Genomic DNA, 17,026 nt, shown 5'->3' with positions numbered 1-17,026 from the left:
CGCTCTAATCAACAAAAACTCAACAACTTCTGCCAAAGCGTGTTTTTCAGATTACAACCCTAAAAGAAATAATGCTGAAGCAAAGTAGACACACCGATAATCAAGAAAATGGCAGCGCCGACTTTATGAATCAATGAAATCGGCAATTTATCAGCAATCTTGTGCCCAATGAACACCGCTGGCGCATTGGCAATCATCATCCCTAAGGTTGTACCCATCGTCACCCAAAAGATACTGTCAAAACGTGCAGCTAAAGCAACCGTTGCAATTTGGGTTTTATCTCCAATTTCTGCCAAGAAAAACAAGATAAAAGTCGCACCAAATACACCAAACTTTTGCCATTTATTAATGTTCTCTGATTCATCGCCCAATTCATCCGGAATCAGCATCCAAATCGCCATTCCAATAAATCCAAGCGCCAGAATCCACAACAAAATTTCAGGGCTGAGTACAGTTGTAATCCACTGACCTAGTACAGCAGACACACCATGGTTGATCAAGGTCGCCAATAATATAGCAATTAAAATCGGAATCGGCTTACGGAATCGCGCAGCAAGTAACAATGCCAAAAGCTGAGTTTTATCGCCCATTTCAGCAAGGGCAACAATCGAAGTTGAGATGAGAAATTCATACATAATGGATTGCTCTGGCTAGCATATATACCGATGACCTATCCCTCCTGCTAGCCAAAATCAAATGAATTGATGCAGAGTGATAAATCAAAGGTCTTGCCAACAAAAGCACAGCGTGAGCTGCTTTGGTTCTTTGCTATGATGACCATGTTCGGTTGAACAATTATGTTGATCATCACCTCTTTACTTTGCGTAAAGAGCGGCTACTCCCCAATGAAGTTTAATTATTTTAACAAATCCCTTCCCCATTTAAAATCTCTAAATTTAGATTTTTTGATAACACCATAATCCATAACGTAATATACCCAACACACAAGCAAAAAAAAGATTACTCCCTATAAAACCCATACTGCCCCAACTGCTTACACCACCCACTTGTTGTGCTTGATATTCCATTGTCATCGCGACTGTAGCAACCATTACTTCTAACCCCATCACTATATAGAATACCCATTCCCACGGGAAATGCAGAACACTCACCCAGAGCCCCATAGCAACAAACATAACCAGCAATAACGGCAACATTATTTTATATACCGCGAACATTATTACTCCACATCAGATCTCCTTGTTTAGCATTCATTTTAGATAAAAAATTGCATAAATAAAGCACTACATAGATTCAGGCTATTCAAAAAAGAAAACCCCGCAATTGCGAGGTTATTCCAAATCAAACCATTGAAATTACAGTAACAAAGTACGAATATCTTTCAATAATTTAGTCAATTTATTGGTAAAGCGTGCTGCATCGGCGCCGTTGATCACACGATGATCATAAGACAATGACAACGGCAACATTAAGCGCGGATCAAAGTCTTTACCATTCCATACTGGCTGCATGGTGGCAGGTGAGATACCCAAGATTGCAACTTGAGGCCAGTTCACCAACGGCGTAAATGCCGTTCCACCAATTGAACCTAAGCTGGTAATCGTGAAGTTCGCACCTTGTAAATCTTTTGGTGATAACTTGCGATCACGCGCTTTTTGACTAAGTTCAGCCAATTCCATTGCGATTTGCTTAATGGATTTTTGGTCAGGATTACGTAGTACAGGCACTGTTAAACCATCTGGTGTGGCAACCGCAATACCCATATGGATCTCATTTCGGAGCAATACAGACTTTTGATCATCCGCCAAATGACCTGCAAAATAAGGCTCTTCTTTTAACAAATGAGCAACCGCTTTCGCGATGAACGCTAAAATAGTTAAGCTAACGCCTTGCTTCTTAAAGCCATCTTTTAGTTCGCCACGCCACGCTTCAAGCTCAGTGATATCAGCCAAGTCAAACTGAGTCACTTGCGGAATGAAGTTATTCAATGACAATTGCGGTACCGAAACCTGTTGCAAACGCGTCATTGCTTTTACTTCACCACCACCAAATGCGGTGAAATCAGGTAGCGATGGCAAACCTGAAGCCACAGGCGCTGCCTGTGTGCTTGGAGCAACTTGCGGTGCAGTTAAACGAGTTTTTACATAAGCAAAAACATCATCTTTCATCACACGACCATGTTCACCAGATGCCTTAACTTGGCCAAGTACCACACCCAATTCGCGTGCTAATTTACGCACAGCAGGTCCAGCGTAGACCTTGGCGTTTTCAGCTTCTTGCTCTTTGGTTAACTTGTCAGTACCAGATGGTGCCACAGGCGCAGACTGAGTTGGAGCAGGAGTTGCCGCTTTAGGTGCTGTTGCTGGTGAAGTAGATGCTACTGCTGCTGGAGCTGCCGCAGTTGCTTGACCTTCAACTTCAATTGTTGCAAGCAATATACCTTGCGAAACTTGTTGACCTGCTTGTAAATGAATTGCTTTGACAACACCAGTAACCGTACTTGGGACTTCTACAGTCGCTTTATCTGACTCAACCACAACAAGGCTTTGGTCGACATCAACTTTATCGCCAACTTGGACTAAGATTTCAGCAACAACTGCTTTATCGACACCTAGATCAGGAACATTGATATCCACTGGACCAGATTGAGTAGCCGTCGCTGCTACAGTTTCTTGCTGAGCTGGTGCAGGTGCTGCCGCCTCAGCTGCTGTAGAAGCAGGTGCCTCAGCTGGTGCACTAGATGCAGACGTTGTTTTCACTTGAAGAAGCACAACACCTTCTTTAACGGTATCGCCTTCTTTCACTTGAATGCTTTCCACAGTACCCGCAACACTACTTGGAACTTCTACAGTCGCTTTATCTGACTCGACAACCACAATACTTTGTTCAACATCGATCTGATCACCCACTTTAACGAGGATTTCACCAACCAATGCTTTTTCAACGCCGATGTCAGGTACAGTCACGTCAACAGTTGCAGTTGATGTAGCGGCAGCAGGTTGGGCTGAAGCTTGAGTTTGTTGTGCAGGTGCTGGAGCAGCTGGCTTTTCTTCAGCCGCAGGAACTGGAGTTGGCGCTGCTTGTGCTGCATCTTCTGCTTCGATCTCAATCAAAGCCACACCTTCAGTCACATCATCACCTTGATTAATCAAGATACTTTTTACGACACCTGTTGAAGTGCTAGGCACTTCAACAGTTGCTTTATCTGACTCAAGCACAACAATACTGTCGTCAACTTCAACACGGTCACCAACTTTTACTAAAATTTCAGCAACGTTTGCTTTATCTACACCAATATCAGGGGTCTTAATTTGCATGCTTAGTTCCCCTCACCTGTTTGCGTTTCATTGTATTCAGCAACTGGCTGAACTTCTGGATGTGCTTGTGGAACCCAGGCTACTGGACGATCCGTATCTAACTCAAAGTTAGAAATTGCATCTTTCACCAAACGTGCATCCACCTCACCTTCATCCGCTAATTTTTTCAAAGTTGCAACAACGATATGCGCAGCATCAACACCAAAGAAACTACGTAGGTTCGCACGGGTATCTGAACGACCATAGCCATCTGTACCCAATGCTACAAATGGGCGACCATCTGGAAGATAGGCACGAATTTGTTCACTATAAGCACGCATATGATCTGTAGCAGAAACGACGATACCTTCCGTACCTCGTAATTGTTTAGATACCCAAGATTCTTTCACTTCTTCAGCAAGTGGGTGTAGGCGATTGTATTCTTCACATGCCATACCATCACGTGCCAATTCGTTGAAGCTTGTTACACTCCACACATTTGAATGAATTTGGTATTCATCACGTAAGATTTTCGCAGCTTTAATCACTTCACGAAGAATTACACCTGAACCAAGTAATTGGACAGTTGCTTTTTCATCTTTCTCGAATAAATACATACCACGTTTAATGCCCTCTTCAACGCCTTCTGGCATTTCAGGATGTTCGTAGTTTTCATTCATTACAGTTAAGTAATAGAACACACGCTCTTGGTTCACATACATACGTTGTAAACCGTCGTGTACGATTACCGCTAACTCATAACCAAAACATGGATCATACGATACGCAGTTTGGAATCGTGTTCGCCAAGATATGTGAATGACCATCTTGGTGCTGTAAACCTTCACCGTTTAATGTTGTACGACCCGCAGTCGCGCCCAACAAGAAACCTTGAGCCTGTGCATCACCAGCAGCCCATGCAATATCACCAATACGTTGGAAACCAAACATTGAGTAGTACATGTACATTGGAATCATCGGCAAGTTATTGGTTGAATAACTGGTTGCCAAAGCAGCCCATGCGCTCATCGCACCTGCTTCATTGATCCCTTCTTGTAACATGTGACCATCTTTTGCTTCACGGTAATGCATGAGCTGTTCTTGGTCTTCTGGTGTATATTTTTGACCGTGAGCGGCATAAATACCAAGCTGACGGAACATACCCTCTAAACCAAACGTACGTGCTTCATCTGGAACAATTGGCACGACACGATCTTTAATTGCTTTTTCTTTGAGTAAAGCAGAAATTAAACGCACCATCACCATCGTGGTGGATTGCTCTTTGCCACCAGAACCTTTCAACACTGCATCAAATACAGATAAATCAGGAATCTCTAAAGACTCACTCTCACGACGACGTGCTGGCAAGTAACCACCCAATGCATCGCGGCGCGCCTTCATATATTTCATTTCTGGAGAGTTTTCACTTGGACGATAGAATGGAAGTTCTTCTAACTGCTCATCCGTGAATGGAAGATTGAAACGGTCACGCACATATCGTAACGAGTCAATTTGCATCTTTTTGATTTGGTGCGTTTTATTCACCGCTTCAATTTCTTCAGACAAACCATAACCTTTAATGGTTTTTGCCAAGATTACTGTTGGCTGACCTTTTGCTTTCATTGCTTCTGCATAGGCAGCAAAGACTTTGTAAGGGTCATGGCCACCACGGTTTAAAGCATCAATATCTTCATCGCTTAAGTCTTTTACAAGTTCCGCAGCTTCTGGGTACTTGCCAAAGAATTTCTCACGCGTATAGGCACCACCTTTTACTTGGTAGCGCTGGTAGTCACCATCAACAGCTTCTTCCATACGTGCTTTTAAGGCACCGCTTGTATCTTTAGCCAGTAATGGATCCCAATGACGGCCCCATACTACTTTAATGACACGCCAGCCTGCACCACGGAAGATCGATTCAAGTTCTTGAATAATTTTACCGTTACCACGTACAGGACCATCTAGACGCTGTAAGTTACAGTTAACCACCCAGACTAAATTATCAAGTTTCTCACGGCCTGCCAATGAAATAGCACCTAAGCTTTCTGGTTCATCCATCTCACCATCGCCGAGATATGCCCAGACCTTACGATCTTCTTCTTTAATCAAACCACGGTTCATCAAATATTTTTGAATGTGTGCCTGATAAATCGACATGATTGGACCAAGGCCCATTGATACCGTTGGGAATTGCCAATAGTCTGGCATCAGATAAGGGTGTGGATAGCTTGGTAAACCATTGCCACCAACTTCACGGCGGAAATTACTTAACTGCTCTTCAGTTAAACGTCCTTCAAGGAATGAACGTGCATAAATACCAGGAGCACAGTGTCCTTGGTAATAAATCATATCTCCGCCGAAGTTATCATTATTGGCGCGGAAGAAATGGTTAAAACCGACATCATATAGGGTTGCAGATGATGCAAAACTTGCGAGGTGACCACCTAAATCATCACCTGTTTTATTGGCGCGAAGAACCATCGCCAATGCATTCCAACGGATTAAAGCACGAATACGACGTTCCATATCCTGATCACCAGGCATGGCAGGTTGTTCTTCAACTGAAATAGTATTGAGATAAGGTGTATTTAAGCGTTGAATAGGAACGTGTTTGGCAATGGCACGTTGATAAAGTTTCTCAAGTAAGAAAGCAGCGCGTTCCGTGCCCATATGTTGTAATACTGAATCAAAAGCATCTTGCCATTCTTGGGTTTCCTGCGCGTCTGAGTCGCCATAAAACGCCATATAATTCACCTTTTCCCTTAAGCTATATTGTTATTGCTATATTTATCATGTTTTGGCTTCATAAAGGTATCGCCCTAAATGAATACAAAAGCGCTTAATATTTTTTTCCTAAATAGTCATTGACCCAAATCAAACAAAAAATATAAAAAATCGCCAATAAAGGCGATTTCTTCAAACATTTATATACAACTGTTAACAAATTACATTAAGGCAACAAAGCAAGATAAGTTGAAGGATTGCGACGCTGGCCATCTTTCACGACTTCAAAATGTAAATGAGGTCCAGTGCAACGACCAGTACAACCAACATTTGCAATATGCTGACCCGCACCAACACGCTCACCCGCATTGACCATTAAGCGTGATGCATGCGCATAACGAGTAACATAGCCATTACCATGATCAATTTCAACGTATTGACCATAACCCGTACCCCAACCTGATTTGGTTACAACCCCAGGACCTGTAGCATAGATAGGTGTGCCCGATGGTGCTGCAATATCAACACCTGAATGATGGCGAGTAGAACCTAATAGCGTACGGTTACCCCAAGTCGAACTGACACGACCATCTTGCAATGGATGACTGACTAACCAAGAATGGCCTGTACCCGCTGAGAATGAAGGTCCACTCTCTTGGCGACCATACTTCTTTTCAATACTGGCATTGTTTAGTTCAATGGTTTTTTCGCGTAATTTAACAGAGACATTTGATACAGCTGGCAGATCAATATCATCAGGATGGGTATATGAACCTTGAGCTAAGGTTTTAGATAACTGCTCTAGACGGTCTGCAGCAGTGGCTTGATTGATATTTTGATAATCTGCAAAAGCAACCGAAGCGGCTGAAGCAGCAAGTGAAAATGCAAGTAAAATACGACGCGTATGCATAAAAAACCTCTTGAAACCGTCCTTAAATTGTTCCTTTATCATCTCTTCCTTGATCACAGCCGAACTAAACGCTTAAGATGGACAGGTAACCTCTAAGGAAGTTGACATGTCTGAACCTAACAACGTTTTTCAACAGAAAGGACAACATACAAAAACTGGAAACTTAACGTTTCTGACTACGCAAGTCACACAATGGCAAAAACTTACGAAAATTATTCAACCATTATTGCCCCAACCAGAGCAATGGCAGGTTGTTTGTTATCAACATGGTGTTTTGATCATAACAGGTGAAAATCAAGCGATGATTAGTCAACTTAGTTACTTACAAACTCACTATGTCGCGCAGTTCACTCAACTTGAAGTATTCCGTGATTTACGCAAAATTCAAGTTCGATTGAGAAACAAAAAACATGTTTCAACAGAACCTGCCCCCGCATCAAAGAAACTTAATTCAGAGACTCAAGCGCTTTTACGCAGTGCCGCTGAATATGTGAGCGACCCTAAGCTTAGCCAAGCTTTACTACTTTTGGCAAGCAATAAAAAGTAAACAGTACAACTTAAGTGATGGAATATCTTCTTATTTTCCGTGATTTCCATCTCACTTTCATTTGTTACATTATAACATAGGCAAGAAAAGACAATGACTTATGTCACACTTACGTAAGGAATTGGACAATTATTCTCGTCATCAAATGTTACAATTTCATAACTACTTGGATCATTCTGAACATTGCGTAATAACTGGTTATTCAGTGCATGACCTGATTTATAACCATCAAACTTCGCAATGATTTGATGACCTAAAAGATATAAGTCACCCACTGCATCTAATATTTTATGCCGTACAAACTCATCAGCAAAACGCAGACCTTCCTCGTTGACCACACCAGTATCATCTACACCTATCGCATTATCCAAACTCGCACCTAAAGCTAAATTATTGGCTTTTAGATAATCCAAATCTTTCATAAAACCAAAAGTTCGCGCCTCACTCACCTCATATACAAAAGTTTCAGTTGAGAAATCGATCGTTGCTGACTGATATTCTTTAGCAAAGGCGGGATGATCAAAGTCAATAGTAAAGTTAAGTTGGAAACCAGAATGCGGTGTAAAAATAGCGCGTTTATCTTCGATTAGCGCCTCGACAGGTTTTAAAATTCTTATAAATTTCTTCGGTGCATTTTGCTCAGCGAGCTCACCTTGCATCAACAAATAAATAAAAGGACCAGCGCTGCCATCCATAACCGGAACTTCTGACGCAGAGACTTCGACGATTAGATTATCGATTCCAAGCCCTGCAATCGCACTCATCACATGTTCAATGGTACCGACCTTGATATCTTCTCGAACGAGGTTCGAGCACATAAATGCCTCTTGGATCAGCATCGCATTTGCTGGTATATCAACAGGGGGATTCAAGTCAATACGACGAAACACAATTCCTCCATCTACGTGATGTGGAACAAAATTAATCAGCACCTTTTGACCACTGTGCAGACCAATACCGCTCGCTTTCACTACACGTTTAAGAGTCCGTTGTTTCAACATGCCATGCCAACTTTATTTGCAAAAACCGATATAAGTTAGCATATTTGGGTTGTTTTGGCACTTGATAAATCGAATCTGTTGTTGGCAGAAATGTCAATCAATACTTTATTACAAAAATAAAAAAGGGAGGTGCTCGCCCTCCCTGTTTCCAAGTAATTGATTAAATTACTTTCTTTGTTGATTTTTTAGATAATCTTGAATACTCATCGGAGATGAAAGTGGTGATGAACTTGGCGCTGCACTACTCGGTGCTTCTGTATTTGCACGCTTACTGATCGCTGGAACATCATCTTCATCAACAGTTTGCGTACCTTGGGAAACGGCCTGTGCATGAGTGGTACGTTTCTTGGTTTCTACTTCAGATGCATTACGCGTTAAGCCCGTTGCGATCACAGTCACACGTAGTTCATCACGTGCATCTGGATCAAATACAGTACCGTAGAAAATCTCACCTTCATCCAAGTCAACGATTTGATTGACGACATCAGTGATAATTTCTGTTTCACGCAAGGTAATGTCATCACCACCTGTGATATTAATTAACACGCCTTTGGCATTGATAATATTGACATTATCAAGCAATGGGCTACGAATTGCTTGTTCAGCCGCTTGGCGTGCACGATCTTCACCACGCCCTAGACCAGCACCCATCATGGCGTAACCACGCGTACTCATTGCTGTTTTCAAATCTGCGAAGTCGAGGTTAATATGACCACGATTGACGACTAAATCAAAGATACTGCGTACCGCATTCAACAACACATCATCCGCCTTTTTATAGGCATCTTTCATTGAAATATCGCCATAAACGCTGAGTAAGCGTTGGTTTGGAATAATAATCAAAGAATCAACATGCGCTTCTAAAGCATCGATACCTTTTTCAGCAGACTTTTGACGACGACGACCTTCAAAGTTAAATGGTGTTGTTACGACGCCCACAGTTAGGATGCCCATTTCTTTAGCAACCTCGGCAACCACAGGCGCAGCACCCGTACCTGTACCACCGCCCATACCAGCAGTAACAAACACCATGTCTGTACCTTCAAGGTGTTGACGAATCACTTCACGACTTTCTTCTGCCGCAACTTGACCCACCTCTGGATTTGCACCAGCACCTAAACCACGGGTACTTTGTTCGCCCAATTGAATTTTGAATGGCGCATTCATACAATCAAGTGCTTGCTTATCCGTATTCGCACAAACAAATTTCACGCCTTGAATATCTGACTGCACCATGTGCTGGACAGCATTTCCGCCCCCACCACCAACGCCAAACACTGTGAAACGGGCTTGACCGTTGCCATCGTCTAGTTCATCTTCTATAAATTCAAATGAGGCCATGACCTTTAGATTTCCTAATATATTAATGGCAGTTACTTCAGCCCGTTACTGCCCTGATTTTTAAAACTACTGATGTTTAGGATGCTGTTCAATAATCACTAGCTTGTCAAGTACAGTGACCTACTATTACAACTTCTTAACAAATTTTCCCAAAAAAAACTACAACTAAGGGTTTGTTTAGATTTCTACCCTGCCTTGCCTAATTAGCTAAAAAACCAATGCCGCAAGGTGAGTTATAACGCTCAAGGCAGAATCTCAGCAAATCCTAAAATATAGCCTTTAATTTGCTATTCAATGCATTCCAGCCATTGGCAACACGTTCGACAAAACTACGCTCGGTTGCTTCTTCTGGTTCTTCGACCACATCTTGCAAATCACTTTGGCTAAACATCAACAAACCTGCAGCCGTTGCATACATTGAGCGACGTAGTGCTGGTAGATGTTGATCATCGGCATAGACCTGTAACGGTGGATTGCCCAAATGCGCAGAAACGCCCAACATACGACGTGCCAAATTCACCATGCCTTCAATCTGACATGCATCACCTGTTAATACAACACCATGATACAAACCATGAATCGCACCGCTATGCTCTAATTCTTCACGGATCATCGCAAAAATTTCTTCATAACGCGCAATGATAATCTCAGCCAATTCAATGCGGCTAATGGTTTGTGTCCCATCAATGCCTTGCACCTGAATCATATGATCAGGCTTTACCACACTGAGATCCACACAACCATGTAATATTTTAATACGTTCTGCTTCTTCTGTGGTGGTTTGTAGAACCGCAGCAATATCTCGTGTTACATTTTCACCACCACGCTGTAAAGTTCGCGCCAAAGCTAAACGACCATCTAAATACACCGCAATATTGGTTATACCAGCTCCAATATCCACCAAACATACGCCATATTCTTTTTCATCTTTAAGCAAACTCGCCTCAGCGGTCGCCAAACAGGATACGACCATTTTCTCCACCCCAATATTCGCCCCTTTCATGGCGCGATCAAGGTTTTGCATGGTGCTGATTGGCATCATCATGAGCTGATAATGTCCTGTCATGCTATGCGCTGACATATTCACTGGGTTTTGTACCCATTCACCAGAATCGCCAAGCTCAAAACCTAACGGCACAGCACTCGCCAAATAATAGTCAGGTGAAACATGGCTAGCTTTCGCCAGTTCTAAAGCGCGCACCACTTCATTGGTTGTAATAATATGATCGTGGTTTGCCACAGGCGTACGACCTGATGCATAAAAACTTTGTAATTCTGTACTTGGAATAGATACCCACGCACTATGAATACGGCACTCTGCCATATCCTCAGCTTCGGATACCGCATTTTTAATAGCCGCAATCACCTTGTCGAGACTGACAATCTTGCCTTTCACCATACCACGGTTACGAGCAGACGCCATGCCAATCACTTGAATCTTATCGGGCGCATGGATTTTACCAATTAAAACTGTGACCTTATGAGTCCCAATATCAATCGTAACAACTGAGGGAACAGTTTCACTCATTACTTCAATACCATATCTTTTGTTGTTTAGTACGGGCAAACTGCCTGTTGTTTTCAAGCCACGTATTATGGCTTTGCCTGAATTCCACCTGCAAGGCTTGTGTCATCAATCGTTACAACAAACTGACCGTTGACGATCTTAGGCGGCGTTGCATTTCTCCACTGGATTGCCAGTCCATTTCGATAACGCAAATCAATCGCCGAGATCTTCGGCCATACAGGTTTAAGATCCGTTTGTGCCAAATGGCTTAAGCGCTGTAACTTATTCATGGTTTGATCTTGATCAACGATAATACGTAAACCCGAATCAAACTGCATAAACCATGTCATACGCTCGGTTAAATACAATTCTTTCAGACGTAAATCTGCTGGCTGAAACAATTGACTAATTTCATTATAACGACGCATCATCATTTTGGATTGGCTGACGGGCCCATGTAAAAGCGGTAGATTAGGATGTGCTTTTGGCACAGCCTCGCTAAACACCTCACCATTGTCACTGAGCAAACGCCCTGTTCCCCAACGCGCAATCGGATGGCGCGGCATGACCCGCACTCGGATTGCATTTGGCCAAGCTCGTGACACCACCACACGGTCAACCCAAGACACTTTTAACGCGTAATCTCGAATTTGCTCTAAATCCGAGGTAAAGTAATTATCTTTAATCACTGGACTCAACTGCTGGATTAGCTGTTGATTTTCTTGTTCTGAATTTGTACCAACGACCTGCAGTTCCGCCACAGTCGCATCGGTCATCACTTTATATAAACCATAGATGCCCAATGCTAACACTGCAAATGCAACCACCAGCAATATCCAACCACCGGCATTCACCATTTTTTGTTTTGGTGTCGGTGGTTTCTCGTGGATTGAGCTAATCGCTGGTCGTTGCTTGCGACGCATAGATGCAGGAAGTTGAGCCATAAAACTAAACCGACGCTGCTAAGGTTTGCTCTAAAATCGCAACACAGAGCGCATCAAAACTATAACCTACCGCTTGAGCAGCCTTTGGTACTAAAGAGTGGCTGGTCATACCTGGAACGGTATTCACTTCTAACAACCAGAAATTGCCTTGTTCATCCTGCATTGCATCAATACGCCCCCATCCTTCGGCACCAACGGCTTGGAAAGCACGCAAGCAAAGAGCCTGTAATGTCTTTTCTTCTGCTTCACTCAATCCACATGGAATACCATACTCCACATCATTGCGTTGGTATTTTGCTTCATAGTCATAAAACGCGACATCAGCAGGTGGCTGTAGGCGAATCACTGGCAAAGGCTGACCATTTAAAAATGAAATCGTAAATTCACGACCTGTAATCCATTTTTCAGCCATCACCACTGCATCATGTGCTGTGGCTTTTGCAATTGCAGCAGCAAAGTCTTCAGTTTTTTCAACTTTACTCATCCCAACACTAGAGCCTTCATGTACAGGCTTAATAATGACTGGCAAACCAAGATCAGCAATCACTGCATCTAAATCAGTGTCTTTCGTAATGATACGATATGGCGCTGTTGGTAAATCACTACCCTGCCAAATTTGCTTGGTTTTGACTTTATCCATCCCAATCGCTGAACCTTGTACGCCAGTGCCTGTGTACGGAATATTCAGCCATTCAAGCACACCTTGAATCTGACCATCTTCTCCGCCACGACCATGCAACACAATAAAAGCGCGATCATAAGCAACCAGCTCAGTCACACTACGCTCTTGAGGGTCAAATGCCTCAGCTTGTACACCCGAACGCAACAATGCCTCTAGCACAGCCTGACCACTGTCCAATGACACAGCACGCTCAGCTGACTTCCCACCCAATAACACAGCAACTTTGCCGAATTTTGCAGCATTTGACACGTTTATATCCTTAAAACTTTTAATATTTACAAAACAAAATTATTCGGCATACAGACGATGCTGAGCCAATTCTACCGAAATTGCACCAACGTTACCCGCACCTTGTGTTAATAACAGGTCATTGCCTTGTAACACTTTTTGTAGAACACTCGGTAAATTTCCATCAACAGGGTCAACCAAAATCGGTTCAACCTCACCACGCAAACGTATACTGCGTGCCAATGCTCGACTATCTGCGCCAACAATCGGTTTTTCACCTGCCGAATAAACTTCCAATAATAACAATTGGTCCACTTGTGACAACACTTCCACAAAGTCATCAAAACAATCGCGTGTCCGGCTATAACGATGCGGTTGGAACAACATCACCAAACGACGATCTGGATGACTGGCACGTGCTGCTTTAATCGTCGCCTCAACTTCTTTTGGATGATGACCATAATCATCAACCAACTTCACGAGGCCATCGCCCACTTCAAACTCACCCTGAACTTGGAAACGACGCCCGACGCCACTAAACCCAGCCAATGCACGGCAGATTGCGTCATCAGAAACGCCTTCATCTGTTGCCACACCAATTGCTGCAAGCGCATTCAACACATTGTGTAAACCGGGCTGATTCACGGTCACACGTAGTGGCTCACGATCTTTGCGCAACACAGTGAAATGTGAACGCATGCCATCCTGCTCAACGTCGATTGCACGAATATCATTATCTTCATCGAAACCATAGGTTAAGACTGGGCGACCAACTCGCGGTAAAATCTCACGAATATTGGCATCATCACCACAAACAACAGCCAAACCGTAGAACGGCAAATTATGGAGGAATTGAATAAACGTATCTTTTAACTTATCAAAACTACCTTCATAGGTATCCATGTGATCCGCATCAATATTGGTCACGATCGCTGCCATTGGCTGTAAATACAAGAATGATGCATCTGACTCATCCGCCTCAGCCACAATGATACGGCTATCACCCAGCGCTGCATTGACACCGGTGCTATTCAACAATCCACCAATCACATAGGTTGGGTCGAGATTGCCTTCCGCCAACATGGTAGTCAACAAGCTGGTAGTTGTCGTTTTACCATGTGTGCCCGCCACTGCGATCCCGTGACGATAACGCATGAGCTCACCCAACATTTCAGCACGACGTACAATCGGAGTACGTTGCTCAATCGCTGCTTTTACTTCAGGATTTTCAGGATCAATCGCCGTCGACACCACCAATACATCAGCATGTTTAATATTGTCAGCAGTGTGACCGATATAAACTTTAATGTTATTCGCTTCGAGCTGTGCCGTAGTTTTCGAAGCTTTGATATCTGAACCAGACACTTTATAGCCTTGGTTACTCAACACTTCAGCAATACCGCACATCCCCGCACCACCAATACCAACAAAGTGGATATGTTTAATACGGCGCATTTCTGGCACTTTAATCAGCTTTTTGGCTTGGTTTGGACTTGTTGGAGACATAAATAAACTCGAATTACAATTTTTGAATCAGATCAACCACATGCTGCGTTGCATTTGGTTGCGCCTGTTGACGTGCTTTGATTGCCATTTCAGAGAGTAGCTGGCGGTTGAGTAGATGCCCAAACAACTCATCCAAAGCCGCTGGTGTCATCTCCGCTTGCTGGCAAATCTTGGCAGCCCCCACATTTGCTAAAAATTTTGCATTTGCTGTTTGGTGATCATCGACCGCGATTGGTAAAGGAACAAAAACTGCTGCAAGTCCCGCAGTTGCCACCTCAGTTACAGTTAAGGCACCTGCACGACAAATAATCAAATCTGCTTCACTATAGGCTTTCGCCATATCATGAATAAATGGTTCAACCGTAACATTTAGACCTTCAGGTGCATCCTGATAACGTGCACGCGTTGCATCTTGTTGGTTTTGACCACATTGATGAAACACATTCAAAGATACATTGACCTTTTTTAAGGCTTCAGGCAATCGCTCATTCAGCGCTTGTGCTCCCAACGATCCCCCAACAATCAAAATATTCAGTGCTTGCTGTTCTTGTTCACGGGTTTGGTAGCGCCATGAAGGATTTAATATTGCAGTGATCTCAGCGCGGACAGGATTTCCCGTAGTCACCACCTTATCACTGGTCGGGAAAGTATTTGGAAAAGCCTGACACACGGTTGTGGCAATACGTGCCAATTGGGTATTGGTAAAACCTGCAATCGCATTTTGTTCATGGATTAAAATAGGAATACCCAAGATACGTGCAGCTAATCCCCCTGGACCTGCGACATAACCACCAAAACCAGCAACCGCATCAATCTTGAGCTGCTTCATGTAGCGCATCGCGCTGAATGTTGCTTTTAAAATTTTAAACGGTGCGCTGAGCTTACGCAGTAAACCATTACCACGCACACCTTGTATATCAATTTGATAAATTGGAATATTTTGATCTTTGAGTAACCGATTTTCCATACCCGCAGGCGTTGCTAACCACGAGACTTGACAGCCTTCTTGTTGAAGTTGTTTGGCAACAGCAAGTGCAGGAAAAACATGTCCGCCAGTACCTGCAGCCATCATCAAGACATGTTTAGGTTTGTTGTGTGGTGAATTGGTCACGGTCTAATTCTTCAACTCAAAAAAAGAAGGTTATCGTCTATTGTTTTCGGGCGTTATTTTAATCCTAAAGCTTCATTCACGAAAAGCGAATTTCACTTGTTTACAACAGAAAGCTCGGCTTTTTTCAATTGTTTGCTAAAAACACGATGATGTCTACATTGAATTGCCTATTTAGTACCAAGTTCGGTAAAAATTCACATGGGCAATTCGGTCAAAAATATAGGGGCTGTTAACATTTCAGCCCCTCATTTTTTTAGTGTGTACGACCCGCTTCGAGCACAGAAAAAAGATCATCCGCAATCGAAGTACCATATTGCGCATCAATCTCACGAATACAGGTTGGGCTGGTCACATTAATTTCAGTGACATAATTACCAATCACATCTAAACCGACAAAAACCAAACCTTTTTCACGCAAGAAAGGACCGACTTTTGCCGCAATCAATTTATCATTTTCAGTGAGTGGTCGCGCCTGCCCCAAACCACCTGCCGCTAAATTACCACGCACTTCACCATTTTGCGGAATTCGCGCTAAGCAATAGGGAATCGGTTCACCATTGACCATCAAGATCCGCTTATCCCCTTCTACAATTTCTGGAATATAGCGTTGTGCCATGATTGGGCGTGTACCCAATTCAGTCAACATTTCTAAAGTCGAACCGATATTCACACCATCTTGGTATAAACGGAAAATCCCAGTTCCTCCCATACCATCAAGTGGCTTTACAATCACATCACCATGCTCAGTAATAAACTCGCGAATTAAGCTTTGCTGTGACGTCACTAGCGTTGGCACTTGTAACTCTGGAAATTGGGTCGCAAACAGCTTTTCATTACAATCCCGCAGCGATTGTGGTTTGTTAATAATCCACACGCCTTCACGTTCAGCTTGTTCCAAGATATAAGTGGTATAGACAAAATTCATGTCAAACGGTGGGTCTTTGCGCATCAATATCACATCATAGTCAGCTAATGACTCTTTGCGCTGCTCGCCCAACTCATAATAATGGTTATAATCTTCAAAGACTTTAAGCGGTGAAATCAAACCGAAAGCTTTACCTTGGTCGATATATAAATCGTGTTGTAATGCATAACCCAACTCATGGCCACGACGGCTAGCCGCCCATAACATGGCCATCGTGGAATCTTTCTTGAGATTCACCGTTTCTATTGGGTCCATCACGACAAGTACACGCATAATCTGACGCTCGTATTTTTAAATCTTGGCAAAAAGTATATCGAAGTTCGTCGCTGATCGTGCAACAAGTTGTG

Annotated in this window: 14 protein-coding genes and 1 riboswitch; of the genes, 1 reads left to right on the top strand and 13 read right to left on the bottom strand. The window is 43.1% G+C overall.

The annotated features are described in order from the left end of the window. Positions 1 to 59: 59 nt before the first annotated feature. The 5 genes from HMPREF0023_RS11130 to HMPREF0023_RS11110 all read right to left on the bottom strand — a co-directional run bounded on the left by HMPREF0023_RS11130 (position 60) and on the right by HMPREF0023_RS11110 (position 6,887). Positions 60 to 635 (bottom strand): TMEM165/GDT1 family protein, encoded by a 576-nt coding sequence (locus HMPREF0023_RS11130; RefSeq protein ID WP_008942147.1) that lies wholly within the window; start codon positions 633 to 635, stop codon positions 60 to 62. A gap of 83 nt (positions 636 to 718) precedes the next feature. Then, a riboswitch (yybP-ykoY riboswitch) is annotated at positions 719 to 856 on the bottom strand. Between the two features lie 40 nt (positions 857 to 896). Next, the gene (locus HMPREF0023_RS11125; protein WP_008942146.1) at positions 897 to 1,178 is read right to left on the bottom strand and encodes a hypothetical protein; all 282 of its coding nucleotides are present in this window, start codon (positions 1,176 to 1,178) and stop codon (positions 897 to 899) included. Positions 1,179 to 1,316: 138 nt separating this feature from the next. Then, a complete protein-coding gene (locus tag HMPREF0023_RS11120) occupies positions 1,317 to 3,278 on the bottom strand; it encodes a 2-oxo acid dehydrogenase subunit E2 (RefSeq protein WP_008942145.1) in 1,962 nt (653 codons plus the stop codon). Positions 3,279 to 3,280: 2 nt separating this feature from the next. Beyond that, a complete protein-coding gene (gene aceE / locus HMPREF0023_RS11115; protein ID WP_008942144.1) occupies positions 3,281 to 5,998 on the bottom strand; it encodes a pyruvate dehydrogenase (acetyl-transferring), homodimeric type in 2,718 nt (905 codons plus the stop codon). 205 nt (positions 5,999 to 6,203) lie between these two features. Next, positions 6,204 to 6,887, bottom strand: a complete 684-nt coding sequence (locus HMPREF0023_RS11110; protein ID WP_004641547.1) for a M23 family metallopeptidase — start codon at positions 6,885 to 6,887, stop codon at positions 6,204 to 6,206. A 106-nt stretch (positions 6,888 to 6,993) separates the two neighbouring features. Here HMPREF0023_RS11110 and HMPREF0023_RS11105 point away from each other — a divergent pair, with 106 nt between their 5' ends. Continuing rightward, positions 6,994 to 7,434 (top strand): hypothetical protein, encoded by a 441-nt coding sequence (locus HMPREF0023_RS11105; RefSeq protein ID WP_008942142.1) that lies wholly within the window; start codon positions 6,994 to 6,996, stop codon positions 7,432 to 7,434. Between the two features lie 98 nt (positions 7,435 to 7,532). Here HMPREF0023_RS11105 and lpxC read toward each other — a convergent pair whose 3' ends face one another. From lpxC to gshB, 8 genes are all read right to left on the bottom strand, one after another. After that, complete coding sequence (lpxC, locus tag HMPREF0023_RS11100) at positions 7,533 to 8,435, bottom strand: UDP-3-O-acyl-N-acetylglucosamine deacetylase (RefSeq protein WP_008942141.1); 903 nt, start codon at positions 8,433 to 8,435, stop codon at positions 7,533 to 7,535. A 165-nt stretch (positions 8,436 to 8,600) separates the two neighbouring features. Continuing rightward, the gene (gene ftsZ, locus HMPREF0023_RS11095; RefSeq protein WP_004641553.1) at positions 8,601 to 9,776 is read right to left on the bottom strand and encodes a cell division protein FtsZ; all 1,176 of its coding nucleotides are present in this window, start codon (positions 9,774 to 9,776) and stop codon (positions 8,601 to 8,603) included. 265 nt (positions 9,777 to 10,041) lie between these two features. Continuing rightward, entirely contained in the window at positions 10,042 to 11,304 is a 1,263-nt protein-coding gene (ftsA, locus tag HMPREF0023_RS11090; RefSeq protein WP_004641555.1) for a cell division protein FtsA, read from the bottom strand. A 65-nt stretch (positions 11,305 to 11,369) separates the two neighbouring features. Beyond that, positions 11,370 to 12,227, bottom strand: a complete 858-nt coding sequence (locus HMPREF0023_RS11085; RefSeq protein WP_005087191.1) for a cell division protein FtsQ/DivIB — start codon at positions 12,225 to 12,227, stop codon at positions 11,370 to 11,372. Between the two features lie 4 nt (positions 12,228 to 12,231). Further along, a complete protein-coding gene (locus HMPREF0023_RS11080; protein ID WP_004641558.1) occupies positions 12,232 to 13,158 on the bottom strand; it encodes a D-alanine--D-alanine ligase in 927 nt (308 codons plus the stop codon). A 39-nt stretch (positions 13,159 to 13,197) separates the two neighbouring features. Then, on the bottom strand, positions 13,198 to 14,643 hold the full coding sequence (murC, locus tag HMPREF0023_RS11075; RefSeq protein WP_005088688.1) for a UDP-N-acetylmuramate--L-alanine ligase: 1,446 nt from the start codon (positions 14,641 to 14,643) through the stop codon (positions 13,198 to 13,200). A gap of 13 nt (positions 14,644 to 14,656) precedes the next feature. Continuing rightward, on the bottom strand, positions 14,657 to 15,754 hold the full coding sequence (gene murG, locus HMPREF0023_RS11070; RefSeq protein WP_017396700.1) for an undecaprenyldiphospho-muramoylpentapeptide beta-N-acetylglucosaminyltransferase: 1,098 nt from the start codon (positions 15,752 to 15,754) through the stop codon (positions 14,657 to 14,659). 253 nt (positions 15,755 to 16,007) lie between these two features. After that, entirely contained in the window at positions 16,008 to 16,952 is a 945-nt protein-coding gene (gene gshB / locus HMPREF0023_RS11065; protein WP_008942139.1) for a glutathione synthase, read from the bottom strand. Positions 16,953 to 17,026: the final 74 nt, after the last annotated feature.

This window comes from Acinetobacter sp. ATCC 27244, from assembly GCF_000156555.1.
Lineage (GTDB): Bacteria > Pseudomonadota > Gammaproteobacteria > Pseudomonadales > Moraxellaceae > Acinetobacter > Acinetobacter haemolyticus.
This window is presented reverse-complemented; position numbering and strand designations above follow the sequence as displayed.

Excerpts from the sequence above, each read along its gene's own strand:
- ftsZ (WP_004641553.1), bottom strand. The coding sequence starts at position 9,776 with ATGGCCTCATTTGAATTTATAGAAGATGAACTAGACGATGGCAACGGT.
- murC (WP_005088688.1), bottom strand. The coding sequence starts at position 14,643 with ATGTCTCCAACAAGTCCAAACCAAGCCAAAAAGCTGATTAAAGTGCCA.
- aceE (WP_008942144.1), bottom strand. The coding sequence starts at position 5,998 with ATGGCGTTTTATGGCGACTCAGACGCGCAGGAAACCCAAGAATGGCAA.
- HMPREF0023_RS11120 (WP_008942145.1), bottom strand. The coding sequence starts at position 3,278 with ATGCAAATTAAGACCCCTGATATTGGTGTAGATAAAGCAAACGTTGCT.
- ftsA (WP_004641555.1), bottom strand. The coding sequence starts at position 11,304 with ATGAGTGAAACTGTTCCCTCAGTTGTTACGATTGATATTGGGACTCAT.
- HMPREF0023_RS11125 (WP_008942146.1), bottom strand. The coding sequence starts at position 1,178 with ATGTTCGCGGTATATAAAATAATGTTGCCGTTATTGCTGGTTATGTTT.
- HMPREF0023_RS11085 (WP_005087191.1), bottom strand. The coding sequence starts at position 12,227 with ATGGCTCAACTTCCTGCATCTATGCGTCGCAAGCAACGACCAGCGATT.
- HMPREF0023_RS11110 (WP_004641547.1), bottom strand. The coding sequence starts at position 6,887 with ATGCATACGCGTCGTATTTTACTTGCATTTTCACTTGCTGCTTCAGCC.
- lpxC (WP_008942141.1), bottom strand. The coding sequence starts at position 8,435 with ATGTTGAAACAACGGACTCTTAAACGTGTAGTGAAAGCGAGCGGTATT.
- HMPREF0023_RS11105 (WP_008942142.1), top strand. The coding sequence starts at position 6,994 with ATGTCTGAACCTAACAACGTTTTTCAACAGAAAGGACAACATACAAAA.
- gshB (WP_008942139.1), bottom strand. The coding sequence starts at position 16,952 with ATGCGTGTACTTGTCGTGATGGACCCAATAGAAACGGTGAATCTCAAG.
- HMPREF0023_RS11130 (WP_008942147.1), bottom strand. The coding sequence starts at position 635 with ATGTATGAATTTCTCATCTCAACTTCGATTGTTGCCCTTGCTGAAATG.